This is a genomic window from Ruminococcus sp. 1001136sp1_2201st1_G3_2201SCRN_220225 (genome assembly GCF_040924365.1).
Lineage (GTDB): Bacteria > Bacillota > Clostridia > Lachnospirales > Lachnospiraceae > Blautia_A > Blautia_A faecis.
The window spans coordinates 33,424-58,994 of the sequence record NZ_JBCOME010000026.1 but is presented as its reverse complement, the minus strand read 5'-3'; the positions used below and the strand labels follow the sequence as shown (position 1 = coordinate 58,994).

Sequence of the window (25,571 nt, the reverse complement as noted above, 5' to 3'; positions counted from 1 at the left end):
AAAACGGTAATTTTGATTAGCTGTCAGCTAACAAAAATCGGATTGCGTTAGCTGGAAATTGATCATTTTGAATGGAAAATCATGTCACGAACGTGATTAGAAAATAAGAAAAGCGTTCGTTGTCAGCTAATCCAGCTAACATTTTCGAACGCTTTGAAGCCCGTCGCCAAGAGGATTTGAACCTCCGACCCCTCGCTTAGGAGCAACTTTTATGCAGGTTCAGACTAGTCCAACAGAGACAACCTATTCATTTATAAGTCCAGTAAAAAAGCGCCTTCCCGGACTATTTCTGTTCATATAAGATCATTGAAAATTATTCCAGATTTTTACATTTTCTGAGAAAATGATTGTACGCTTCTAATATAAAGCGCCAACTCCATCTATAATTTTTCAAATCATAAAATCCAACTATCCTGCCCATTTAAAAGCGGGAAGTGAAATGTGTGATACACTATTTTCTTTGTCAGATTTCTTCTAAATTATACATCAGATACCGCCATTTACGCAAGATGCTTTGACCACTATTTTACCTCTTTTTTCTCACATGCTCTGATTTGATCTCATAAATAAAACCGGCAGAGATTTTGCTCTCCATCGGTCTGCTTTTATCCTAATTATGTTCCCCTTGCATTGATTTTGCTAATGATGTCAGCAACACAGCCATTTCCGGATTGCTGAGAACTTTTGCAAGTAACTCTGCGTCCACTCCTTCTGGAACTTCCATCATCGTCCTCTTTTCTGTATCATGGATCTGCGGATTCAGATTCTTCCTGTTATAAAAGGAATCTTCCAACAGTGTCGCATTGCGCCGTCTGTCTTCATCTATAATATGCGAATATACTTCTGTAACCATATCTGCCTGTGCATGACCAGAATCTCCCTGTACCGCCTTTATATCACCGCCGTTCAGCTTAAGCTTATAGGTAACACTCATATACCGGAAACTGTGAAACACAATCTGTGGTAAATCATGTTGTTTGATCAGCTTATTCAGGGAATCTCTGATATACGCACCGCCCCTTGGAAGTCCATATTCAGTAGCAAGGATAAGGCCATAGTCCTGGTATTCTTCCTGCAAAATATCCTTTATCTCCTCCTGCTGTGCTTTCCATGCAATCAGTTCTTCAGCTACGCTCCTGGGTAAAAACACTTTCCGCACGCTGCTTTCTGTTTTTGGTGTTTTCATAATGCGTACCGTCTTATTCGTTTTCCGCTCCTCTGGAAATATGACGATCACATCTTTCTGGTCTAATTCCTCTAACGCTTTTTTGCTGACTCTCTGTACTTCCTTATTTACATAAAGATACGCCCGGTTTTCTTTGATCGCTTCTTCTGATATATCTACGCAGTCCCAGGTAAGCCCCAGTAGTTCTCCTATTCGAAGAGAACCGGCAAAGGCAAGGTTCATACACAATTTTAGGCACTCATTTTCACACACATCCAGAGCATATGCAAAGGTCTCTGCATCCCATATTACCCGTTTCTCTGATTTATGCTTTGGTACCGTCGCTTTAAATGCTGGATTCTTCTCCATGATATCCCACTTCACAGCCTGATTAAAACAACTCTTCAGCAGCTTATGTACATCACGGATTACACTGGTAGATACGAACTCGCTTCTGATATTTCCGTTCAAGTCTGGAACGGATGGCGTCTTTGTCAGCGTCTTATAGTAAATCTCTAGAAATCTGGTATTGATATCCGTCAGTGGAGTTTTCCCAATGATAGGCAATATATAATTCTTCAGCAATGACATATTCCCGTCATAGGTAGACAATGCCCACCTGTCTTTTCCATACAGTTCGACATACTCATTTATCAGATCCTGCAACGTCTTACAGTTCGATACGATAATACCGCCTTTTTTTCTTTCAGTTCGATTTCTGCTTTTCTTATTTTAGCTTCGTTCTTCGTATCATACGTTTCCCATTTCTGTTTCCGTTTTCCCTCTATATCTTTACAGTAATATACAACACAATATTTGTTATTTTTCTTCTGTATCGAAGCCATGCTATACCACCCCCTTTTCCTTCCGCTTCAATAACCACTGTCTAAACGCTTCTCTTGGAATACGAATAATCTTTCCTGTTTTCCGAATCGGTATTTTTCCTGTTGTATACCAAAAAGCGATAGTTGCAGGCTCCACTCCTGCCAGTTCTGCCGCTTCCGGCACTGTCAGATACTCCAGACGTTTTTTCTCCTGGCTGTGATCTGCTTCTGCAAGGCATCTTCGCTTATAATTCTCATATTCCCGTTTTTCTTCCAGTTCCAATTCTTCATATTCAAAATTAAACAGCTCATAGGTATCCTGTGCCTGCAAGAATCGCTCAAAGCTCTCCCTTGTCACCCTTCTCCGTCCGGCAATTACAATGACGTCCAGCAATGGGGCATATTTTTTACTGCTCAGGATTCCATATACGGTACTTCGTGGAACGTCAAGCAGCCGGGCCATTTCCGGCATACTTAGACTGGCTGCCTCTGCAGCTGCATCTTTCTTACGATCTTCCTGTGTACGGTATCTGGACTGGCTGTGATACCAGTCCCAGAAAGCATCCGTCGGCACTCGCATTCTTTCATTCACTGTAATTGTCTCAATATTGTTTTTCTTCAATATCTCATATACCGTTGCGTTGTCCGTCCCCAGCATTTCCTGTATTTCTTTTGGGGAATAAGATCTGAGCCTCAACTCTTTTCCCGGTGCTTCCCCATTGACTTTGTGATACCAGTCCTGATTGGCATACCACTTTTCAAAACTGGCAATTTCAACCCTCATCTTTCCAAGCAATGTTTCTGTCCGAAAATAGTTTTTATGAACTAGCCAGTAACGATCTGTCTTGTTTTATCAGCTTCAATATCCTACGGTCTGATATTCTCTGCTCTACCAGCTTCATCAACTTTCCTTGGTTTACATTGTCAAAAAACTTTTCAATGTCTGCGTCTACTACATAATAGCCCTTGTTGTTACACGCTTTCCTTACTACTTCCAGTGCTTGTTTCGCACTTCTTTTCGGTCGGAATCCATAGGAACATTCTCTAAAGTCAGCTTCGAATACTGGCTCTATTGCTATCTTTGTAGCCATTTGCACAATTCTGTCCTTGACCGTTGGTATTCCAAGAGGTCTTTCACTTCCGTCTGGTTTTGGTATCATAACTCGCTTTACCGGAGATGGTTTATACTTTCCATTCATCAGTTCTGATTTGATTTCTGATAGGTATTTTTCAATTCCCATCGCTTCAACATCCTCGATTTTGACACCATCCACACCACTGGAACCTTTGTTAGCTTTTACCCGTTTCCATGCCTCAAAGAGTACATCATCTCGATATACCTTATCGTAAAGTGCATGAAATCTTCGGCTGTCACACTTCTTGGCTGTCAGATATAGTTTGTTTTGAAGTTGTCGAACTTTTTCTTTGGAGTTATTAGTCTGCATGACATTCTCTCACTCTTACCCTCTCTACAAACATGAATGAAGTAGGGAACCTTCCCATAAACTGCGTTTTCTTGCACAGTCATTATCGGTACTATGTTCCCCTCCGACTCCCTTCCATCAGAAATACGATTTCGCCAAGCTTATACGCTTTCTCTTTACCATTTGGTGATGGGTAGGGTCTCTCCAGTTCCGAACTACACTTTTCATACATACCGTTTCCTCTATACCGAGGGATTCTTCCGTGCTGTTTTCCAGTTTCTCCACACGTTCCATGGTTTTCGCCTATTTTGCCAAGGCTCAACTTCCCTTTTCTCTCTTTCGAGACCTTTTTAACGATACGGCAGAATTCACTTTATGTTACGGTCTGCATGATTGCTCGCACCTTTTTCAAGGTTACTTTATCCACTCGCTTAGCACCCTGTATTACTACAACGCACCGAGTTTAACTACACGGCTCACTGGCGATTACCGTGACCGGACTTACACCGGCAAGTGTAGTCCAGCTTTGCTGGACACACGCAAAAAAACAAGGGCATGTGAAAAAACTTTCGTTTTTTCACATGCCCTTCCTATTCACCTGTTTTATTTTTCAAACAGATATATCTCTATTAATCCTCTGGCTCAATCAGTCCGTAGGTATTCCCCTTACGCTTGTAAACTACATTCACCTGATCAGTCTCTGCATTGCAGAATACGAAGAAATTATGTCCAAGAAGTTCCATCTGGACACATGCATCTTCTGGATACATAGGCTTGATATCGAATTTCTTGGTACGAATGATCTTAACCTCTTCGTCCTCTTCATAATCCTTGTCCAGATATGCTTTCTGGAAGTTGGCAGCTGACTGCTGCTTATCTACGATCTTGTTCTTGTATTTCCTGAGCTGACGTTCAATTACTTCCTCTACAAGGTCGATTGATACATACATATCGTTGCTGACCTGCTCGGAACGGATGATGTTGCCCTTAACCGGGATCGTCACCTCGATTTTCTGTCTTTCTTTTTCTACACTAAGAGTTACGACAACTTCAGTGTCAGGAGTGAAATACCTTTCCAGTTTACCGAGCTTATCCTCTACTGCTGTACGAAGCCCGTCTGTCACTGTGATGTTCTTTCCGCTGATAATGAATTTCATGCTTCCATCCCCTTTGCTGTTTGATGGGTATATTATAACACATTACTCTAAAAATTAACATCATTTTCTGAAAAAATTACGAATTTTTTCACATTTATAAATTACCTATCAATTTTTCAAATGGTATGGTGCCACCGAACAGATCCAGGGCGCTTCCTACCGTCACATCCACTTTTCCTCCTGCTGCCTGTTTCAGGAGCTGGATATCCTCCACGCTTCCAACACCGCCGGCGTAGGTCACAGGATGACCTTCATATTTTCCCAGAAGCTTCGCCAGGGAAACTTCTATACCTTTTGCCTTGCCTTCCACATCCACTGCATGGATGAGAAATTCATCGCAATAGGCACCCAGCTTTTCCATCAGTTCCAGAGTTACCTTCTCCTCTGTAAATTTCTGCCAGCGGTCTGTGACTACATAGTATGCATCCTCTTTTTTACGACAGCTGAGATCAAGGACAAGGTGTTCTTTTCCAACTGCATCTACCATCTTCTCCAGATTTTTCCAGGAAATATGGCCGTTACGGAACACATAGGAGGTGACGATCACATGACTGGCTCCGGCAGCAAGATAATCTGCCGCATTGTCCGGGTTTACACCGCCTCCGATCTGAAGACCTCCTGGATACGCGCCAAGGGCCAGCATGGCCTGGGCTTTCGTAGCCTGGAAGTATTCAGAATCCGCACTGTTCAGAAGGATAATATGTCCTCCCTTCAGACCTTTTTCTTTATATAAGGAAGCATAAAAAGCTGCATCCTGCTCTGACACAAAATTCTCCTGTGCCTGGTTTCCCGCATCCTTCAGGCTTCCTCCTACGATCTGCTTTACCTTTCCATTATGTATATCTATGCATGGACGAAATTTCATGATGATCCTCCTTTTCTTGCATTTGTAATTAAGTTGTAGCTATCCTGTATTTTGCTCACAAATTTATTGAAATCATATCACAAAAAGGCGTTGAATGAAACACCTCTCTTCATTCAACACCTTTTCATTTTACCTCTATTTTTTATTATCTTCCATTCGCCGCATTATCCACAGCATCTCCAACACCTTCTACTGCGTTGCCCACACCTTCACCAACATCACGGACACCGTCAGCTACTCCATCGCCTAATTCTTCTACACCTTCGCCAAGGGCACCGGAAACGGAATTGTTATTGTCTGTCACATTATCACCGGGAACATCTGCATCTCCAGCAGTGCCTGCATCATCTGGTACTGCGGTATCAGCAGTTCCAGCTCCGTCTGCACCATTATTTACGCTGTCGCCCGCGTCATCCAACTTTTCATCCTCTGCAGTTCCATCCTCCACGTTATCCTTATCAATGGCATCCTCATTTGCATTATTTTGAACCTCATCCGCTGCATTGTTATTGTCATTTCCACAGGCTGTAAGCATACATAATGTAAATACCAGCAAAGTACCTATGAGCATTCGTTTCATTTTTTTCATCTCATCTGTCTCCTTTTCTTATTTTCAGCTGAAAACACGTTACTGTCCACTTTCGCGAAAATGACCGTTCCGCCTGGCGGAACTCAGCCTGCGAACAGTAAACATTGCTGTATGCTCCTAATATGTACAGATGAGAAAGAAACTATTCTGGAAGAAATTTACAATTTAAAAATCCGTCAATCCGGACATTTCCCTTCTTCGCTTATCACTGTTGTTTCCGCACGATCCTGCCGCTTTTGGAATTTCTCCACACATCCTGTTCCACCGCGATCTCACCGCCCACCAGCACATAATCAAATCCTGTACAGTACTGGTTTGGATTCTGGAAATCTGCGTGAACGCTTAACTGGTCCAGATGAAATACATTGATATCTGCGGGCATTCCTTTTTCCAGAGTTCCCAGAGGGAGCCCCAGAACATGCGCCGGTTTTGCTGTCATTTTATATACAGCATCTTCTATGGAAAAGACCTTTTTATCACGCACATAGTCGGTGAGCAACTTTGGAAAAGCCCCATAAACTCTGGGGTGATATTTGCCCCCTGCGGGATAGATCGCATCTGAAATCAGATTTGCCCGGCTGTCTTTCAGAAAATACAGCATGTCCTCTTCTGAGGCAATGGTATCCAGCATGGTAACCTGACAGCGCTCTGCCAGGAGGATGTCATACAGGGTATCATAAGGATCCTGTCCAAACTGTTCTGCGATTTTTGCAATAGACTGTCCTGCAAAGCTGCCGAATTTCTCCGTATGTAAAGTGCTGGCATAGATCATGTCAAAGCCAGCCAGCTCCACAATGTTCTCAAAAATATCGGAAGGCTGCTTCAGCACCTTCGTAATCTCTTTCCTGCAAGACGGATCTGCCAGCCTTGCACAGATTGCATCGATACCGCCCTCCTGAAACTGTGGCGGAAGAAGATGTACCAGCTGGGTGGAACCAGTCAGATAGGGATACAGGTCAAAATCCACCTTCCCCCCCCGCTCTGCTGCCTGGTCAAACAGTTTCAGGATCTTCACCGGAGTCTCCTTCCAGTTTTTCCGTCCGATGCATTTCATATGGCTCACATGCAAGGGAATCTGCAGCTCTTCCGCCACAGAAATCACTTCCTGCAGAGCCAGCAGGATTCCATCTCCTTCATTTCGGATATGGGTGGTAATGGGAATGTCCGTCCCCTTCAAGGGCTGCAGTGCTTCCACAAGCCCATCTCTGTCATATTCAAATTCCGGGGCATAGGCAATTCCAAGGCTGATTCCAAGCACTCCTGCTGACAGAGCTTCCTCCACAGCCTTCCACACCTGATGTAATTCTTCGTTGGAAAGCTTCCCGGAAGCATAGCCTTTTACACTGGCGCGGATGGTTCCATTTCCTGCAAGCATTCCAGTGTTGACACTGCGCTTTTCTTTTCCAAGAGCTGACATGTAGGCAAACATGGTTGACATAATCCCAAAAGCGTCTATCTCGCTTTCTTCCGCTGAAATTCCGCAAGACTCCTCTTTCTTTTTTGAGGAAAGTACACCTTCGGTATCATCTGTATTTTCATCTTTTCCCCAACGAAAATCCCCAGTCACACTGCTGAGAAATCCGGCAATCTCTTTCCCAAATTTCTCCCCGGCCGGAGCCACCGAAAGCCCACAGTTTCCATTCACCACAGTCGTCAGTCCCTGCCGGTTCAAAAGCTCATCATCCCCGTTTCCAAAGGCCTGCCAGTCTCCGTGTCTGTGAATGTCAAGGAAGCCGGGGGTTATATAACCACCGGCTGCATTCAGAACACGCTCTTTTGGAAAATCAGCTGGAATCTCCACATGAGTTCCCACTTCCGCAATTTTCCCATTTTCTATTACAAGATCTCCATGAAATGGCTTTTCCTTTTTCCCATTTACGATCCAGCCATCTTTGATTATGTAGTCCATCCCGAATTACCTTTCCTCAACTTTCCTGATAAACTGACGAATACGATCATTCTTCGGATGCTCAAAAAACTCTTCCGGAGGCGCATCCTCCACGATCACGCCATCTTCCATAAACAAAATCCGATCCGCTACTTCTCTGGCAAAATTCATCTCATGGGTGACGATAACCATGGATACTCCTTCTGCTGCTACTTTACGGATAACACTTAAAACCTCTCCAACCAGTTCCGGATCCAGTGCGCTGGTAGGCTCATCAAAAAGGATCACTTCCGGATTCATAGCCATTGCTCTTGCGATCGCAACCCTCTGCTGCTGGCCGCCGGAAAGATTCTTTGCCATTGCCTCTTCCCTGCCTTCCAGCCCAACCATTTTCAGCAAATCTTTTGCCTTTACAATTGCCTCCTGTTTGGGGACTTTTTTCACATGGACCGGTGCCTCGATCACATTCTGCAGCACACTCATATGGGTAAAAACGTTAAATCTCTGGAAAACCATTCCAATATGCTGCCGCAGCTCATGCAGTGCCTGACCGGAATTCACAGGTTTTCCCATATAATTGATTTCGCCGCTGTCGTAGGTTTCCAGCTGGTTGATACACCGGAGAATTGTGGATTTACCAGAACCGCTGGGACCAAGGATTGCAATCTTTTCCCCTTTATGTATGTCAAAACCGATTTCCTTCAGCACCTGAAGATCCCCAAAGCTTTTGCTGATATTTTTTACACTTAAAATAACATCTTCTGCCATTTATGCCATCCTCCTTTCCAAAACTCCTGCAATCTGGGTAAATATAGTTGTCAGGATCAGATATAATACCGCAACAGCTATGTACGGCTCAAAATAATGGAAAGAATTATAAGCGATCAGGGTTCCCTCTCTTGTCAGCTCTGTCAAAGTGATGGCGGACAAAATAGAGGTATTTTTGATGGTGGCAATAAACTGGTTTACAAGAGGAAGAATGCAGATCTTGGTTGCCTGTGGTGCCACAATTCGAAGCATTTCCAGATGCCAGGGCATTCCAAGTGCTTTGGCTGCTTCTCTCTGCCCCGGGTCAATAGCATGGATACCGGAACGGACAATTTCTGCAATGTATGCGCCTGTATTTAAAGACATGGAAAGCACACCTGCTGTCATAGCGCTGAAAGTAATGCCCAGGTTTGGCAAACCGAAATAGATCAGAAATGCCTGCACCATCAGCGGGGTTCCTCTCCAGATCCAGATGTACAGCTGTGCCAGTCTGGATACCACTTTTATGTGGCTGTCCCTCATCAACGCAAGCACAACACCCAGAATCGTACCAAAAATAAGTGTGAGAACCGATATTTCCATCGTCACTGCGCATCCCTGGAGCAGTGATGTCATTTTATCAAATACAAGTGACCATTTCAATGTTACCATACTATTTCCCCTGTGGCCAGTAATTATAGCCGGTTTATCCTTTCTTCCTTACTCTTCCGGTATTACTGTTCACTCCGTGACCAGTAACGCGTTTTCTGCATAGAAATATATCTGTGTTTTATTGTAACTGTTCAGTCCTTTCACTATTATGCTTTATTCAGCGGTTTCCGCATCTTCTGCTGCAGCTGCTTCTTCTCCCTCGCCGGAAGCATCGATCCATTTTGTCCAGAGTGTATCATAAGTGCCGTCTGCATAATACTCGTCAATACATTCATTGATAAATGCAAGCAGATCATCTTTTCCCTTCTGTACGGCGATGGCGTTCTCTGCATGGGTAAATGGATCACACACGATCTTGGCACCTTCATATTCCTGGGAAAGAATCTTCTGGTTCAGAAGATCGTTTACCACAACATCCACACGGCCTGCCAAAAGGTCAGATACGCATCCTACTGTATCCTTGTACTGAACAATCTCATAGGAAACATCCGGATTCTCATCCAGGAAGCTCTGTGCTACGTTATAAGAAGTTGCCCCCTCTTTTACGGCAACCTTCAGACCATCGCAGTCAGCCAGACTCTTAACGGTATCTGCATACTCTGAATCTTCTTTCACGGCAAGGATCATACCACTGTCGCAGTAGGATTTGGACATATCCACAACCTCGCATCTTTCGTCTGTCTTATACATTGCTGCAATGGAAAAATCATACTCCCCATTCTGGATAGAAGGAACAATAGACTGGAATTCCATATCTGTCACTTCCATATCAACTCCAAGCTTGTCTGCAATGTACTGTGCCAGGTCAATATCAAAACCTACAATATTGTCGTCATCATCTCTGTATTCAAATGGTACATAAGTTCCGGTTGCGACGGTGATCACACCTTTCTCCTTAATTGCTTTAATATTTTCACCGTTTTCCCAGTCAACTGCTGCCGTGTCCTCTGTATCTGTACTCTCTGCGTAAACCGGGGTAAAAGCTGTCATAATCATAGAAGCTGCTGTAAGAAGTGCCATTGCTTTTGCTGTTTTTCTCATAATAATTTCTCCTCTCTGACTCTCACCGGTACAGATAGTCTTCTGTTATCGTTTCCAAAGTGGACAATAACAGCCTGCGCAGTTATGCTATCCCGATTTCCAGCTTTACTAACGCAAAAAGGACCGCCCTGTGGCAGCCCTTTCTGCATGGCAGAAATGCGATATTGCATTTCTCTCTTATGAAGTTTCGGTACGTTATGGAAACAAGTGCAAAAATGCTTTATCAGCAAATACTCTGACCTGCCATACCATAAACGCAAAAAACGGAGCAAACTCTCTAAGTAGTTTGCTCCGTTGCAACTTATGATGGAATTATAGCAAACACATTGCTATCTGTAAATCCATAAATTCAACAATTATTTTGTATGCATTTTACAATTTTTGTATATTTCTGTTAACCTTCGATCACGTTGCTCATATCATATCTTCCAGCTGGTTTTCCGGCAAGATATTTCGCTGCTTCTACAGCACCCTTGCCAAATACAGCCTTAGAGTATGCTGTGTGCTTAAATTCGATCACTTCATCCGGTCCGGCAAAAATCACTTCATGCTCGCCGACAATAGAGCCTCCGCGAACTGCGGAAATACCGATCTCCTTAGCGTCACGTTTCTCTCTTCTCTGGCTGCGGTCATATACGTAATGATACTGGTTGTCCATTGCCTCGTTCAGACTATCTGCAAGGGCAAGAGCTGTTCCGCTTGGTGCATCCACTTTCAGGTTATGGTGCTTCTCTACAATCTCCATGTCAAAACCAGCTGCTGCCAAAACCTTAGCTGCATCCTGAACCAGTTTCAAAAGAGTATTGATTCCAAGGGACATGTTGGCAGATTTCAGAACGGCGATCTTTTTTGCACTCTCCTCTACTCTTGCAAGCTGCTCTTCACTTAAACCTGTGGTGCAAAGAACTACCGGCATATTTCTCTTCTCGCAGTAGTCCATCAGCTTATCAAAAGCCTTCGGGGAGGAAAAATCGATAACAGCATCTGCTTCCACCTGGCAATCGTCAATGTTTGTGAATACCGGATAGCTGTTTTTCCCCTGGTCTGCAATGTCGATTCCTGCTACGATCTGGGCATTTGCATCTTTCTCAACAATATTGGAAATAACCTGTCCCATATGACCGTTACATCCGTGCATGATAATTTTAACCATTTTATTTTTTCCTTTCTTACTGTAAATTAACGAGCTTGTAAAAATTATTTCAACAATATACGCGCTCTGTTTTTCTCTGCTTACATATTACAAAGAAATCCCGTCAGCCGCTGTCAGACAATATGCTGCCGCACACCAGAGCTGACAGGCTCTGTCCGGGATTTCAACATTATTTATGCAAGCTTAATTCCATAATCAGCAAGAGCTTTTTTCAGTCTCTCCTCATTCTCCGGCTCCATCTCACAAAGAGGCATACGAGTCGGTCCCACTTTCCAGCCCATCAGGTTCAGGGCAGTCTTAACCGGAATCGGGTTTACCTCGCAGAACAGTGCATTGATAAGCGGAACAGCCTCAAGCTGAAGTCTGGCAGCACCAGCAAGGTCTCCCTCCATAAATTTCATAACCATGTCATGTGTATTCTTCGGAGCAACATTGGATAAAACAGAGATTACTCCAAGTCCGCCAAGGGAAAGGATCGGAAGTACCTGGTCATCATTTCCGGAATAGAGCTCAAGAGCTCCGTCAGCCATGGACATCATCTTGGCAATCTGGGAAAGATCTCCGCTTGCAGCCTTGATTCCCACAATGTTCTTCACATTCTTCGCAAGAGCAACTGCTGTAGCAGGCTGGATATTGCAACCTGTACGACTTGGCACATTATACATGATGATCGGAGTTTCCGGTACAGAATTGGCAATCTCTGTATAATGACGGATAAGACCCTTCTGGCTTGCCTTGTTGTAATATGGAGTCACAATCAGAAGTGCATCAGCGCCATAAGAAGCAGCTTCCTGAGACATCATAACTGCAGTCTCTGTGCAATTAGAACCGGTACCTGCAATAACAGGAACTCTTCCAGCTACCTTGTCAATTGCAAATTTGATGGTCTGGAGATGTTCTCCATGTGTCAATGTAGAAGACTCGCCTGTAGTGCCACAGATAACGATTGCATCTGTGCTGTTCGCAATCTGATATTCCAGAAGTTCTTCCAGTTTCTCATAATTTACCTTTCCATCTTCATGCATCGGGGTTACAATTGCAACGGCTGCACCTTTGAAAATTGCCATATTATTTCCTCCTATTCATCCTTATCATGAGTTCTGCTCTCTTCCAAGAGTGGTAATGGTAGTCACACTGTCCACATAATCCAAAATGCCAGGGTCTACCCGATTTCCCGTAAGTATCAAATGCATGGATTCGTCCTTCTGTTTCAAAAGCCCGACAACCATATCAACAGTAGCAATATGCTTATCCAGAAGTCCCAGAATTTCATCCAGTACCAGGAAATCACATTCCTGTGTAGCAATCACTTTACGGGCAAAATTTAAACCATTGAGAATATTGCGCTCCTCTTCAGCCTGCTCTTCCTCATTCAACTGGTCGTAACAGCTCTCCATCTTTTCGAAGCGGAAGATCTTGATATCCAGCTGATCCAGTTCTTCCAGAAAGTCCAGCTCACGCCGTTCATTTCCTTTCAGGAACTGAATGATGATCACACTTTTGCCCTGAGAAGATGCCCGCAGTGCCTGACCAATTGCCAGTGTGGTCTTACCTCTGCCATTTCCGCAATATACTTCTGTTATTTCTTTTTCCATACTGATTCCTCTTATTGTTAAAAATAATGTTACCGTCTGCCATAGATCAATAACATTCCTCGCAATGCCGTCTCCGCAAATGATACCGTTCATTATATTCCAGATATCGCGCTTTGCAAATAAGAACCGCAAACTGCGCCATTTTTAATATGCTTATATTACCGCAAAACCAGCAGAAATGCAAGCAGAAGAAACTTGGAGAAAAATCGGGCTGGTTGCCTTCCATAAAGTAACTGGCAGACCATGGCGTATTTCCCGCCACTTCGGTTGGTTTACACATACTCCAGCTTGCTCACCGATACCTCATAAGCGATTCTCTTCTGTGTCTCATTTTCCCCGATGCGCTTCATGTATTCCCTGCTTTGGATCCTGCCCCAGATCAGTACATGACCACCCACTTCAAAGGCTGAAGCATAGCGGGCATTTCGTCCCCAGCAAATACACGGTATGTAATCTGATTTTCCATAAGGTCGGTTCACTGCAAGAAGCAGATCGGCAATCTCTCTTCCCAGCGGTGTTTTCCGGTAAACAGGCGGCTTACAGATATATCCGTCCAGGAAAATCTGGTTTACCGGTGCCAGAGAATCCTCTTCTTCCAGAAATTTTAATTCCCGTGCAAATGCGGAAAGCACCAGCCGGTTGTGTTTTTCTTCATGACGGTTATAGGAACGGAACTGTCCGTGAATTTCCACATACTGTCCCACGTAATCCTGGGTAACGTCCACCAGCCTTTCAGATACCATCACCGGAATCCTGTCTTCAGAATCGCTAAGCCTCTTTACCAGAAGATCCATGGTATAAAATCCTTCTCCGTAAACCTGGTGGCTGAATGTGAAACCTGTAACGATTTTTCCCGTGATGGAAACCTGATTGTTTTCAATAATTTTATCTGCCATGTTGTAGTTCTCCTTCCTTATTTTCACTTTTTTCTGCAGACATATAATACTTGTCTTACTTGTTGGTCTATAATATCTATGAGAAAATCACCCTGTTTAGAACCAGAAATTTAAAATATTTTTTTCATAGAAATTCAAAAATTTTTTTTCAACACCTTGTAATTCGCGAAAAATGTGGTAAACTGAGGTTTTGGACAATATAAAGAAGAAACTACATTAATATGGAAAGAAAGAGGCAGAATCCCTCTGCCCGATAAAGAAAGGATTTCGATTTTTATGAAGACGAAACGCGAAGATGTACGTAACGTAGCCATCATTGCCCACGTTGACCATGGTAAAACCACTCTGGTAGACCAGCTTCTGAAACAGAGCGGTGTTTTCCGTGCCAATCAGGAGGTTCAGGAACGTGTCATGGACTCCAACGATATTGAGAGAGAGCGTGGTATCACAATTCTCTCCAAGAACACAGCAGTTCATTACAAAGACACAAAGATCAACATTATCGATACCCCAGGACATGCTGACTTCGGCGGCGAGGTTGAGCGTGTACTGAAAATGGTAGACGGCGTTATCCTTCTGGTTGACGCTTTCGAAGGCGCTATGCCTCAGACCAAATTCGTTCTGAAAAAAGCTCTTGAGCTGGATCTGCACGTAATCGTCTGCATTAATAAGATAGACCGTCCAGAAGCAAGGCCAGACGAGGTTGTTGACGAGGTTCTGGAACTTCTTATGGATCTTGGTGCTTCCGATGAGCAGCTCGACTGCCCATTCCTCTATGCATCTGCAAAAACAGGACACGCTGTTCTGGATCTGAAGGATACACCAGAGAACATGGAGCCGCTGTTTGAGGCTATTCTGAAATACATTCCGGCTCCGGAGGGAGACCCGGATGCAGACACACAGGTACTGATCAGTACCATTGATTATAACGAATATGTTGGACGTATCGGCGTTGGTAAGGTTGAGAGCGGCACTATTGCCGTAAACCAGGAGCTTACTCTTCTGAACCACCACGATCCGGACAAAAAACAGAAGGTTAAGATCAGCAAGCTTTATGAGTTTGACGGTCTGAATAAAGTTGAGGTAAAAGAGGCAACTATCGGATCAATTGTTGCAATTTCCGGTATTGCTGAAATTCATATCGGAGATACCCTTTGCGGCGGAGATAACCCGGAGGCAATTCCATTCCAGAAGATTTCTGAGCCGACTATCGCCATGAACTTCCTGGTAAATGACAGCCCGCTTGCAGGACAGGAGGGTAAATACATCACCTCCCGTCATCTCCGTGACAGACTTTACAGAGAGTTGAACACAGATGTCAGCCTTCGCGTAGAAGACACTGAGACAACTGAGTGCTTTAAGGTTTCCGGACGTGGTGAGCTTCATCTTTCCGTTCTTATTGAGAATATGAGACGTGAGGGATATGAATTTGCAGTCAGCAAGCCAGAGGTACTTTACAAAATTGATGAACGTGGCAAGAAATTAGAGCCAATGGAAATTGCCTACATTGATGTTCCGGAGGAATTTTCCGGTACCGTTATCCAGATGCTCAGCGAGCGTAAGGGTGAACTGCAGGGAATGAGCACTGCAAGCGACGGTTCCGTTCGTCTTGAGTTCCACATTCCTTCCCGTGGACTGATTGGTTTCCGAGGAAATTTCCTTACTTCCACAAAGGGAACTGGTATTATCAATACTATTTTTGATGGCTATTCTCCATATAAGGGAGATTTCCAGTATCGTAAACAGGGTTCCCTGATTGCTTTCGAGGGCGGCGAGGCTGTTACTTATGGTCTGTTTGCAGCTCAGGAGCGTGGTACTTTATTTATCGGACCTGGTGCAAAGGTTTACAGTGGTATGGTTATCGGACAGAATGGCAAGGCAGAGGATATCGAGCTGAATGTCTGCAAGACCAAGCATCTGACCAATACTCGTTCCTCTTCTGCTGATGAGGCACTGAAACTGACTCCGCCAAGAGTTCTCAGTTTGGAGCAGGCTATTGAGTTTATCGATACAGATGAGCTTCTGGAGGTTACTCCAAGCAGCCTTCGTATCCGTAAGAAGATTCTGGATTCCCGTGATCGTAAGAGAGCTTCTATTAAGAAAAATGCGTAAGGGATTATAAGAAAATAGAGCAGATAGATCTTAGGTTGAGTAAGATTTATCTGCTCTTTTGTATAATTGCGATTTAGTGAGTTGGTCGTTATTCCGGACGCGATTTCACAATGTATATTCACCGCCGCGCGTCCAGGTGTTCCGGCAAGCTAATGACTTACGGAGACTAAGACGCTCAGAAAAGCCTTCGCGCCTAAGTCTCCGTAAGTCATGGATCTCGCCTCCACTAAAACCGCTCCTAAAATGCGCGGCTTGCGAATATACATTGCAAAATCGCTGGTTACTGGAAAGGCAAGCCCTTACAATTCTTTTTTTAGTTTATAGAAGTCCTTCACAGCCTTCCAGCCAATTTTCACAATCTTCTTCACATTAATGGAATTAGTTCCGCCCTGTCTGGGTTTGAAGGTGATTTCAATGAATTTAACTTTCTCTTTGTAATGGACGAAGTATGTTGTAAACATAATGTTGGGGATGTTGAAATCTTCTGGGAGTTTGTCGATATATTTGGCTACCAGGCTGGATTTCATCAGGCGGTACGGCGCATTGGCGTCGGAAACTTTTACACCGAAGATCATTCTCAGCAGAAAGCATACAACATTCTCTACGAATTTTCTGGATTTTCCGTCGCCACGTACAGCGCGGCTGCCGATTATTGCATCATACCGGCCCCTCTGGTTCCAAAATGGCTCGAATTCGTCTGGATTGGTCTGACCGTCGGAATCAGTCTGGAAAATATAATCGGCTTTCTGCCGGATGGCGTAGCGATATCCATAAAGTACTGTAGGACCGTGACCGCCGTTTGGTTTATCCAGTGGGACAAGAAGGGGTCTTGTAGCGGCACATTTCTGCAGAAGTTCGTAGGTGTTGTCTTTACTTCCATCGTTAATAATCACCAGTCTGGAATTTCCCTCGTCGTTATGACGTTCCACTACTGGGTACCACTGGTCAATGGTTTTCTCAATATTCTCCGATTCATTATATGCCGGAATTACGATATATAAACTGGACATAACTTCCTCCCATTTACTGATTTTTCAAACAGGCTTTAAGCTTTAACAGCATATCTTTAACCGTACTTTATATATCATATTGTAACTGTTCAGTACCTTCACTGCTACACGCTTCGCGGTACACAGAAATCATGCTTTCAGCCCAAATTCTTCTGCTAATTTTCCAAACTGGGGCAAAGAGTTCATAATCGTGTCATACGATACACAATAAGCCAGTCTTACATATCCAGGGCAGGCAAAGGAGCTTCCCGGCACCATAAGGATATTGTATTTTTTGCCAGCTTCGCAGAAGGCTTTTTCATCTGTAACTGGAGATTTCACGAATAAATAGAACGCTCCCTGTGGCTTAATACATTCAAATCCCAGTTCTTTCAGTCCATTGTAAAGAGCAAGGCGGTTCTTGTCGTAAGCTGCCACATCTACCTCTGCATCTACGCATTTCGCGATTACTTTTTGGATCAGGGATGGAGCATTTACGCAGCCGATAGTACGATTAGCAATGGCTGCTGCTGCGATCAGTTCCTCGCTTCCGTCTGCCTCGTCTGGAATAACCAGATAACCGATACGCTCACCTGGAAGAGAAAGGGATTTGCTGTAGGAATAGCCTACGATTGTATTTGCATAATATTTTGTCAGATAGGGTACCTGTACGCCGTCATAGGCCAGTTCTCTATATGGCTCATCAGAAATCAGGTAAATCACTGTGCCAAATTCTTTCTGCTTCGCTTCCAGAATTGACGCAAGTTTCCTAATTATTTCTTCTGAATAAACAACTCCAGTCGGATTGTGAGGAGTATTCACAATGACAGCACGGGTCTTTGGTGTGATTTTCTCCTCAAATTCCTTCAGATTCGGCTGGAATGTGGTAGTATCCGGTGAGATTTCCACAAGGTTGCCGTCATAATTGCGTACATATGCACCATACTCCAGAAAATAAGGTGCAAAAACGATCACTTCTTCCCCAGGATTCAGGATCGTCTTAAAAGCCACATTCAGTCCACTGGCTGCTCCAACTGTCATGATCAGATTTTTCGCTGCAAAAGAAGTGCCAAATCGACGGTTCAGGGACTCTGCAATTGTCTGACGAACATCTTCGAATCCTGCATTGCTCATATAGCCATGGAGAACTGTCGGCTCTTCCTCATTTACCAGATCAATGATGGCCTGACGAACACAATCCGGTGCGGGTACACTTGGATTTCCAAGGCTGAAATCAAATACATTTTCCGGTCCGTAAATCGCGCGAAGGCGATTGCCTTCCTCGAACATCATACGGATTGCAGAATTGTTTTTTACATATGGTTTCATTTTTTCTGCTATCATTTTATGTCACTCCTCTTTTGCTTATTTCTTATTAAGATTTCTCTATTATTTCGTCTTATTTTTTCCAAATATAATCCATCCTACAAGTCCCAGCACCAGCAGACTCACAATCATCCACACGGTCAGCACAACCGGTCCCTTCGGGCTGAACATATCATAATATCCTTTCAGGTAAATCACAACTACAATCGCCGGAATCACATACAGCATGTATTTCTGTACGTTTGCAGGGAATTTCAGCCCTTCTCCGGTATCCGCCTCTTTAATAAAGCGCTTCCAGCCCCAGCCATATTTGGACACGCAGAACATTACAAATACTACAGAACCCAGTGGAAGAATATTATTGGATACAATGAAATCTTCCAGATCCATGATGTTCGTTCCTGCTCCAAGCGGCTGTATTCCTGACAAAATGTTGAAGCCAAATACTGCCGGCAGAGAAAGAAGGATCATTGCCACCATGTTGACTATAACAGCTTTTCCACGGCTCCAGCCTTTTCTGTCCATTGAATAGGATATAATATTTTCAAAGACCGCAATTACAGTAGACAGGGAGGCAAAGGACATAAGTAATATGCAGAGATTCTCCCAGAAGGGATCTATCCTTTCCAAGATAGCTTCCGAAAATCGTCATAGAGCCTGCACCAATACTTAATGTAAAAAATGTCTGCGACAGTGCCCCAAAGATCACATTTCCGATTCCGATCTCGGCCATAGCGGCAAAATCCGGCACCAGGTAAAATTTCACTCCCTCCATTGCTCCATCAAGCGTAAGAGAATGAACCGCAAGCACTACGATCAGGGCCAGAAGACATATCATCATTACTTTTGTGATTTTCTCCAGGCCACGCTGCACTCCCAAAGAGCACACTCCGAAGGATAAAACAACTACAATGATCATCCATAAAGTCATTGTACCAGCTGAATCCTGAAGTCCTGTAAAATAATCTGCTACCTGTACAGAATCTTTCCCGGCCAGTTTGCCAGCTGCCATTGCGTAACAGTAGTAAAGCATCCATCCTGCAACCATAGTATAGAACATCATCAGCACATAGTTGGAAACCATGCTCATGTAGCTGAAATTATGGAAGTTGGCACCCTCCGGTTCCAGGTCGTGAAATGCTCTTGCCGTACTTTTACGGCTTGCACGTCCTACTGCAAATTCACATACCAGCACTGGCAATCCCAACAAAACCAGAAATACCAGGTAAATCAGAATAAATGCCGCTCCACCATATTTTCCCGCCATATACGGAAACTTCCACACGTTTCCAAGTCCAATGGCGCATCCTGCAGAGACCAGGATAAATCCCAGCCGTGATCCAAATGTTTCTCGTTCTTTCAAATCGTCCCCCTTGTTTTCTTTTTCATTTTATAGTGCCTGGCAGCTGCACCTTCCAGGCTTTGTTTTTGTTGGAAAGTAATAAAAAGGACCGGTTATATCCAGCCCTTTTTCATATTTTTCCCGATATCTTATTGTAACGCGCCCACACTTTTATGTCAACGCTTTTATGTGATGGGAATTTGACGTTTTAAAGTCGAAAATAAATCATTGGTGATAATTTACGATTTTTTTCGCAGTAACAGAGACCAATGTATTGGTGTCCGCAAACTTTTATACATAAAAAGAACAGTCTCACCTTAAACACCATTTTCCAGGCAAAACTGTCCTCTTTCATTATTCCTTAACTTTTCACACTAAGTCTCACCAGCGCCCTCTGCAGCTTGGCTTCTACGATCTTGTATTCCTTATCGGAAAGTCCACCCTGGGCCAGCTTTTCCTGGGCACGCTCTTTGGCTTTTCCAGCGCGGTCGGCGTCGATGTCCTCCTGCCATTCCCAGGTGGTTGCAAGAAGACTGCAATTGCCATCCATTACGGTGAGCATGCCGCCGATGCAGGCTGCACTGCGGCTGGTGCCATTCTCCAGTATCACATGGGCCTCGCCCATTCCAAGAGCGGTACAGAAGTTGCAGTGTCCTGCCAGGATTGCCAGATCACCGGTAATGCTGCGGCACACAATGCGCTGCACCTCTCCCTCAAAAAGCAGGCCGTCGGGGGTACCGATTCTAAGGGGAAATGTCCTCATAGGCAGCCTCCTTTACTGATTCTGGTTATTTTTTGCTTTCTCAAATACATCGTCAATAGTTCCGGCAAACAGGAAGCAGCTCTCTGGAATACTGTCGCACTCGCCATCCAGGATCATCTTAAATCCACGGAGAGTCTCTTTCAGCGGAACGTACTGTCCCGGCATACCTGTAAACTGCTCTGCAACAGAGAAGCTCTGTGACAGGAATCGCTGCACCTTACGCGCGCGGCTTACTGTCAGCTTATCCTCTTCTGAAAGCTCATCCATACCCATAATTGCAATAATATCCTGCAGTTCTTTATAACGCTGCAGAACTCTCTGTACTGCACGTGCAATCTCATAATGCTCCTGTCCAACTACCTCCGGGGAAAGGATACGGCTGGTGGAATCAAGCGGATCCACTGCCGGATAAATACCCTGGCTGGCGATCTCACGGGAAAGTACGGTGGTCGCATCCAGATGGGTAAATGTAGTAGCCGGAGCCGGGTCTGTAAGGTCATCGGCAGGTACATAAACAGCCTGTACAGATGTGATGGAACCCTTTCTGGTAGAAGTGATACGCTCCTGAAGGGCACCCATCTCAGTAGCCAGAGTTGGCTGATAACCTACAGCGGAAGGCATACGTCCAAGAAGTGCGGAAACCTCTGAGCCAGCCTGTGTAAAACGGAAAATATTATCAATGAAAAGAAGCACGTCCTGATTCTTCACATCACGGAAATACTCTGCCATAGTCAGTCCGGAAAGACCAACTCGCATACGTGCTCCCGGCGGCTCGTTCATCTGACCATAAACTAGTGCAGTCTTGTCGATAACGCCGCTTTCCTTCATTTCATTGTAAAGGTCATTACCCTCACGGGTACGCTCTCCAACACCTGTAAATACGGAAAGTCCGCCGTGTGCTGTGGCAACATTGTGGATCAGCTCCATAATAAGAACTGTTTTGCCAACACCAGCACCTCCGAACAGACCGATCTTACCACCTTTTGCATAAGGGCAGATCAGGTCAACAACCTTGATACCGGTCTCCAGGATCTCAGTTGCCGGCATCTGCTCCTCATAGGATGGTGCCGGACGGTGGATTGCCCAGTGCTCTTTCGTCTCTGGTGCCGGAAGATTATCTACCGGATCACCAAGAAGATTAAATACTCGTCCAAGGCACTCTTCTCCAACTGGAACCTTGATGGGTTCACCAGTATCTACAGCCTTGGTTCCTCTTACCAGACCATCGGTGGAATTCATGGCGATACAGCGTACCGTATTATCCCCGATCTGCTGAGCAACCTCTGCTGTGAGCTTTGTGCCTTCATGATCAATTTCGATGGCATTGAGAAGTGCCGGCAGCTCGTCATGACCAAACCGGATATCCAGTACCGGTCCGATTACCTGCACCACCTCGCCAATGTGTTTTTCGCTCATTTAGCAGTCTCCTTATAACATACTATGCGATGGGTCATACACCCTCCGCACCTCCAACAATCTCTGTGATCTCCTGCGTGATGCTTGCCTGACGTGCCCGGTTGTAATGCAGATTCAGCTTCTCGATCATTTCCTCGGCATTGTTGGTCGCAGCCTCCATGGCGGTACGTCTTGCAGCCAGCTCACTGGCTACGCTCTCACAAACCGCACCATAGATCAAACCAGCCAGATACTCTGGAACGATGGCATCAAATACTTCCGACGCATCCGGCTCATACAGAATCAGATTCCGGATGCTCTTTGTATCCTGTTCATCTGTCAGGTCCTTCAGAGGCAGCACCGGTATCGCCGATGGCTGCTGGGAAAGCATGGAAACAAACTTTGTGTAACAAAGATCAATGTGTCCAAATTCTCCCTTCTTAAATTCCCCGCAGAGCAGATTCGCCATCTCAAAGCAGTCTGCAACAGAAACATCGGCAATTTCACCAAAGCTTTCTGTAACACAGGCAAATCCATTTCGCTTCGAATACTCCACAGCCTTTTTCCCAATGGGAAGAACCAGGAAATCCTGATTCAAAGAGGCTGCTTCCAGACATTTAAACAAGTTGGTGTTATATCCGCCAGCCAGACCACGGTCTCCGGCGATCAGCACATAGCAGCGCTTCTCATTCCCGGATTCTCTGGCATATACAGAGGAAAAATCTGTATTCCCCCGGGCAATATCCACAAGGGTCTGATGCATGGTCTCAAAATAAGGCCGGCAGACTTCCGCCCTTTCTTTTGCTTTACGCAGTTTGGAGGATGCTACAAGTTCCATTGCCTTGGTAATCTGCATAGTGCTCTGCACACTTTTGATCCGCAGCTTTACCGCTTTCATGTTTGCAGCCATAAAAAGTCCTCCTTGTCACAATTTATTTCTCAGGTCTTGTATTTACAAAATTCTCAGTATACTGTTCCAATGCGCCCTTCAGCTTCTCTTCTGTCTCCGCAGATAATGCACCTGTGGAACGGATTTCCTGCATTGCAGCAGCACCCTGTGCATCACTGTCGATCCAGGTATAAAGACCAGCTTCATAGCTTCTTACATCCTCTGTAGCAACCCTGGAAAGGATTCCCTTGGTTACTGCATAAAGGATAGCTACCTGCTTCTCAACTGGAACCGGCGCATTCTGGTTCTGCTTCAGAACCTCCACAATACGGGCTCCCTGCTCCAGTCTGGCTTTTGTATCTGCATCCAGATCAGATCCAAACTGAGCAAAGCTCTGCAGCTCTCGATACTGGGAATAAATCAGCTTCAAAGTACCGGCAACCTTCTTCATTGCCTTGATCTGTGCATTTCCACCAACTCGTGATACGGAAATACCAGGGTTTACAGCCGGCATAACACCGGAATGGAACAGCTCTGTCTCCAGGAAAATCTGTCCGTCTGTGATGGAAATAACGTTAGTGGGAATATATGCGGAAACGTCTCCTGCCTGTGTCTCGATGATCGGAAGTGCAGTCAGGGAACCGCCGCCGTGTGCCTCATCCAGTCTTGCGGCACGCTCCAGAAGTCTGGAATGGAGATAGAAAACATCTCCAGGATATGCCTCACGTCCCGGTGGACGACGGATCAGCAGGGAAAGTGCACGATAAGCAACCGCATGCTTACTTAAATCATCGTAAATGATAAGTACATCTTTTCCCTTATACATAAAATATTCACCCATTGCACATCCGGAATACGGTGCAATGTACTGCAGCGGGCTGGCTTCTGAAGCAGTAGCCGCTACAACGATGGTATAATCCATAGCGCCATTTCTTGTAAGAGTCTCAACTAGGGAAGATACGGTGGAACGCTTCTGACCAATTGCAACATAGATACAGATCACGTCCTTCCCCTTCTGATTGATAATAGTATCTGCTGCCAGAGTGGTCTTACCAGTCTGACGGTCACCGATAATCAGCTCACGCTGACCTCTTCCAATGGGAACCATGGAGTCAATTGCCTTAATACCGGTCTGCAGAGGCTGGTTAACGCCCTGTCTCTCGCAGATACCTGGTGCCGGGCTCTCAATCGCCCTGTATTCACTTGTCACTACAGGTCCTGCACCGTCAATAGGCTGTCCAAGGGCATTTACAACTCGCCCGATCATAGCCTCGCCAACCGGAACGGATACCACCTTTCCGGTGCGCTTTACGGTCTGACCTTCGCCAATACCGGAATCATCACCAAATAAAACGATAGAAACACTGTTTTCTTCCAGGTTCTGCGCCATTCCGAAGCTTCCATCCTCAAACTCAAGAAGCTCTCCTGCCATACAGTTGATAAGACCGCTGGCTCTTGCAATACCATCACCAACCATAAGAACCGTACCGGTCTCATTCTGTTTGATAGCGTTATCGTAGTATTTGATCTGACTGCGGATGACTTTTGAAATTTCTTCAGGTTTAAGCTGCATTTTCTCTATCCATCCTTATACTATAAGCTCGTTTAATTTCCTGGAAAGATCATCCAGACGGCTCTTTACTGTACCGTCCAGCTGTCTGCCCTCCAGTTCCACTTTAAGACCTGCAAGCACTGTAGGATCTGTCTTCTGGGTCAGGGTAACGGTCTTACCGCTTATCTTCTCCAGCTTGTCCTTAAGCGCTGCCATCTGCTCATCTGTCAGTGCAACCGCGCTGGTCACCACTGCAGTGGCAATGTTATGGTCCACATTGTACCGCCGTGTAAATTCCTCACAGCATCCGGAATACTCTCCCAGGATTCCGCGCTCACACAGCAGTTTCAGAAAATTCACCAGATACCGTTCTGCTTCTGTTCCAAATGCAGTATCAAGAAGTTTTGTCCTCTCTTCCTTCGGGATCGAAGGCTCTGACAACAATTTCACATAATCGGGATTCTCCCGGAAAAGCTGCCGGATTGTCTGCATCTGCTCCAGCACAGTGTCGGTAAGCTGTTCTTCAGCAGCAAGATCATACATGCTGCTGCCATATAATCTGGCAATCTGCGTCATGATGCCTCACCTACATTCGAAATAAACTCGTCGATCAGTTTCGCGTGATCCTCTTCTTTGATCTCACGCTCGATCACCTTGCCGGCAATCTCCATTGCCATGCCGCCGATCTCATTCTTCACCTCATTGACAGCTTTTCGTTTCTCCTGTGCAATGTCGCTCTCAGCCTTCTCTTTCATAGCACGGGCTTCCTGGGCTGCACTTTTCAGGATCTCCTCACTCTGGAGGGAAGCTGTCCTCTGTGCCTCTGTGACAATATCGCTGGCCTTTGCTTTGGCCTGCTGCATATTCTGTTCATACTCTGTCTTCATGGCAAGAGCTTCTTCCTTCGCCTTTGTAGCATCCTGGATTTCGGCATCTGCCATTGCTCTTCTCTTCTGAAGCATTTCATTGACAGGCTTAAACAAAAATCTTTTTATCAGATACATTTGAAGAAAAAGATTGCAGATCTGTGCGATAAACGTCCACGGCACAATTCCTACAAGTTCCTGTACCTGCATGTTCTAACCTCCTGTTGTAACTGCTACCATTCATACCGTTCCAGTATCTTACCAGTATAGAAACCAGCTGCTTTGGTGCCGTCTCTATGGAGCTTCCATAACAGCGGTCTG

24 protein-coding genes and 1 pseudogene are annotated in these 25,571 nt (G+C 45.0%); 1 reads left to right on the top strand and 24 read right to left on the bottom strand.

Annotation, left to right across the window (positions count from 1 at the left end; all coding sequences use genetic code 11):
- Positions 1-610: 610 nt before the first annotated feature.
- The 15 genes from AB5642_RS10100 to AB5642_RS10030 form a co-directional block, all read right to left on the bottom strand.
- The gene (locus AB5642_RS10100) at positions 611-1,777 is read right to left on the bottom strand and encodes a tyrosine-type recombinase/integrase (protein ID WP_368371575.1); all 1,167 of its coding nucleotides are present in this window, start codon (positions 1,775-1,777) and stop codon (positions 611-613) included.
- A 41-nt stretch (positions 1,778-1,818) separates the two neighbouring features.
- Complete coding sequence (locus AB5642_RS10095) at positions 1,819-2,010, bottom strand: hypothetical protein (RefSeq protein ID WP_330590371.1); 192 nt, start codon at positions 2,008-2,010, stop codon at positions 1,819-1,821.
- 1 nt (position 2,011) lies between these two features.
- On the bottom strand, positions 2,012-2,785 hold the full coding sequence (locus AB5642_RS10090) for a helix-turn-helix domain-containing protein (protein ID WP_368371573.1): 774 nt from the start codon (positions 2,783-2,785) through the stop codon (positions 2,012-2,014).
- A 22-nt stretch (positions 2,786-2,807) separates the two neighbouring features.
- Positions 2,808-3,434 carry a reverse transcriptase domain-containing protein gene (locus tag AB5642_RS10085; RefSeq protein WP_368371572.1) on the bottom strand — a complete coding sequence of 209 codons (627 nt, stop codon included), beginning with the start codon at positions 3,432-3,434 and terminating at the stop codon, positions 2,808-2,810.
- Positions 3,435-4,042: 608 nt separating this feature from the next.
- A complete protein-coding gene (gene raiA / locus AB5642_RS10080; RefSeq protein WP_118582188.1) occupies positions 4,043-4,570 on the bottom strand; it encodes a ribosome-associated translation inhibitor RaiA in 528 nt (175 codons plus the stop codon).
- 94 nt (positions 4,571-4,664) lie between these two features.
- Positions 4,665-5,435 carry a phosphoribosylformimino-5-aminoimidazole carboxamide ribotide isomerase gene (gene hisA / locus AB5642_RS10075; RefSeq protein WP_195982613.1) on the bottom strand — a complete coding sequence of 257 codons (771 nt, stop codon included), beginning with the start codon at positions 5,433-5,435 and terminating at the stop codon, positions 4,665-4,667.
- A 145-nt stretch (positions 5,436-5,580) separates the two neighbouring features.
- Positions 5,581-6,024, bottom strand: a complete 444-nt coding sequence (locus AB5642_RS10070) for a lipoprotein (protein WP_173717855.1) — start codon at positions 6,022-6,024, stop codon at positions 5,581-5,583.
- A 205-nt stretch (positions 6,025-6,229) separates the two neighbouring features.
- A complete protein-coding gene (locus AB5642_RS10065; RefSeq protein WP_368371571.1) occupies positions 6,230-7,933 on the bottom strand; it encodes an amidohydrolase family protein in 1,704 nt (567 codons plus the stop codon).
- A 6-nt stretch (positions 7,934-7,939) separates the two neighbouring features.
- Entirely contained in the window at positions 7,940-8,680 is a 741-nt protein-coding gene (locus AB5642_RS10060; protein WP_368371570.1) for an amino acid ABC transporter ATP-binding protein, read from the bottom strand.
- A complete protein-coding gene (locus AB5642_RS10055; RefSeq protein WP_118582170.1) occupies positions 8,681-9,331 on the bottom strand; it encodes an amino acid ABC transporter permease in 651 nt (216 codons plus the stop codon).
- 153 nt (positions 9,332-9,484) lie between these two features.
- Entirely contained in the window at positions 9,485-10,372 is an 888-nt protein-coding gene (locus AB5642_RS10050) for a transporter substrate-binding domain-containing protein (protein WP_118582167.1), read from the bottom strand.
- Between the two features lie 394 nt (positions 10,373-10,766).
- Complete coding sequence (gene dapB / locus AB5642_RS10045; RefSeq protein WP_118582164.1) at positions 10,767-11,525, bottom strand: 4-hydroxy-tetrahydrodipicolinate reductase; 759 nt, start codon at positions 11,523-11,525, stop codon at positions 10,767-10,769.
- A 173-nt stretch (positions 11,526-11,698) separates the two neighbouring features.
- Positions 11,699-12,592: a 4-hydroxy-tetrahydrodipicolinate synthase gene (gene dapA / locus AB5642_RS10040; protein ID WP_118582161.1), complete on the bottom strand. Its 894-nt coding sequence runs from the start codon at positions 12,590-12,592 to the stop codon at positions 11,699-11,701.
- A gap of 24 nt (positions 12,593-12,616) precedes the next feature.
- On the bottom strand, positions 12,617-13,120 hold the full coding sequence (locus AB5642_RS10035) for a cob(I)yrinic acid a,c-diamide adenosyltransferase (protein WP_173716858.1): 504 nt from the start codon (positions 13,118-13,120) through the stop codon (positions 12,617-12,619).
- A gap of 272 nt (positions 13,121-13,392) precedes the next feature.
- Positions 13,393-14,016, bottom strand: a complete 624-nt coding sequence (locus AB5642_RS10030) for a single-stranded DNA-binding protein (protein ID WP_118582155.1) — start codon at positions 14,014-14,016, stop codon at positions 13,393-13,395.
- Between the two features lie 276 nt (positions 14,017-14,292).
- On the opposite strand from AB5642_RS10030, the gene typA reads away from it, so the two are divergent.
- Positions 14,293-16,128, top strand: a complete 1,836-nt coding sequence (typA, locus tag AB5642_RS10025; RefSeq protein WP_118582152.1) for a translational GTPase TypA — start codon at positions 14,293-14,295, stop codon at positions 16,126-16,128.
- A 299-nt stretch (positions 16,129-16,427) separates the two neighbouring features.
- On the opposite strand, the gene AB5642_RS10020 is transcribed toward typA, so the two are convergent.
- The 9 genes and pseudogenes from AB5642_RS10020 to atpF all read right to left on the bottom strand — a co-directional run bounded on the left by AB5642_RS10020 (position 16,428) and on the right by atpF (position 25,460).
- Complete coding sequence (locus AB5642_RS10020; protein WP_148461016.1) at positions 16,428-17,138, bottom strand: glycosyltransferase family 2 protein; 711 nt, start codon at positions 17,136-17,138, stop codon at positions 16,428-16,430.
- Between the two features lie 129 nt (positions 17,139-17,267).
- Positions 17,268-18,461, bottom strand: coding sequence for a pyridoxal phosphate-dependent aminotransferase (locus tag AB5642_RS10015; protein WP_368371569.1), 1,194 nt, complete (start codon positions 18,459-18,461; stop codon positions 17,268-17,270).
- Positions 18,462-18,506: 45 nt separating this feature from the next.
- Positions 18,507-19,806, bottom strand: a pseudogene (locus tag AB5642_RS10010) (sodium-dependent transporter).
- Positions 19,807-20,146: 340 nt separating this feature from the next.
- Positions 20,147-20,548, bottom strand: coding sequence for an ATP synthase F1 subunit epsilon (gene atpC / locus AB5642_RS10005; RefSeq protein ID WP_148461014.1), 402 nt, complete (start codon positions 20,546-20,548; stop codon positions 20,147-20,149).
- A gap of 12 nt (positions 20,549-20,560) precedes the next feature.
- Entirely contained in the window at positions 20,561-21,964 is a 1,404-nt protein-coding gene (gene atpD, locus AB5642_RS10000) for a F0F1 ATP synthase subunit beta (protein ID WP_148461013.1), read from the bottom strand.
- 34 nt (positions 21,965-21,998) lie between these two features.
- Entirely contained in the window at positions 21,999-22,853 is an 855-nt protein-coding gene (gene atpG, locus AB5642_RS09995) for an ATP synthase F1 subunit gamma (RefSeq protein WP_148461012.1), read from the bottom strand.
- Positions 22,854-22,875: 22 nt separating this feature from the next.
- On the bottom strand, positions 22,876-24,405 hold the full coding sequence (gene atpA / locus AB5642_RS09990) for a F0F1 ATP synthase subunit alpha (protein ID WP_173770102.1): 1,530 nt from the start codon (positions 24,403-24,405) through the stop codon (positions 22,876-22,878).
- A 15-nt stretch (positions 24,406-24,420) separates the two neighbouring features.
- Positions 24,421-24,960 (bottom strand): ATP synthase F1 subunit delta, encoded by a 540-nt coding sequence (atpH, locus tag AB5642_RS09985; protein ID WP_118582128.1) that lies wholly within the window; start codon positions 24,958-24,960, stop codon positions 24,421-24,423.
- Complete coding sequence (atpF, locus tag AB5642_RS09980; protein ID WP_118582125.1) at positions 24,957-25,460, bottom strand: F0F1 ATP synthase subunit B; 504 nt, start codon at positions 25,458-25,460, stop codon at positions 24,957-24,959. Before atpF ends, atpH begins: the two co-directional genes overlap by 4 nt.
- Positions 25,461-25,571: the final 111 nt, after the last annotated feature.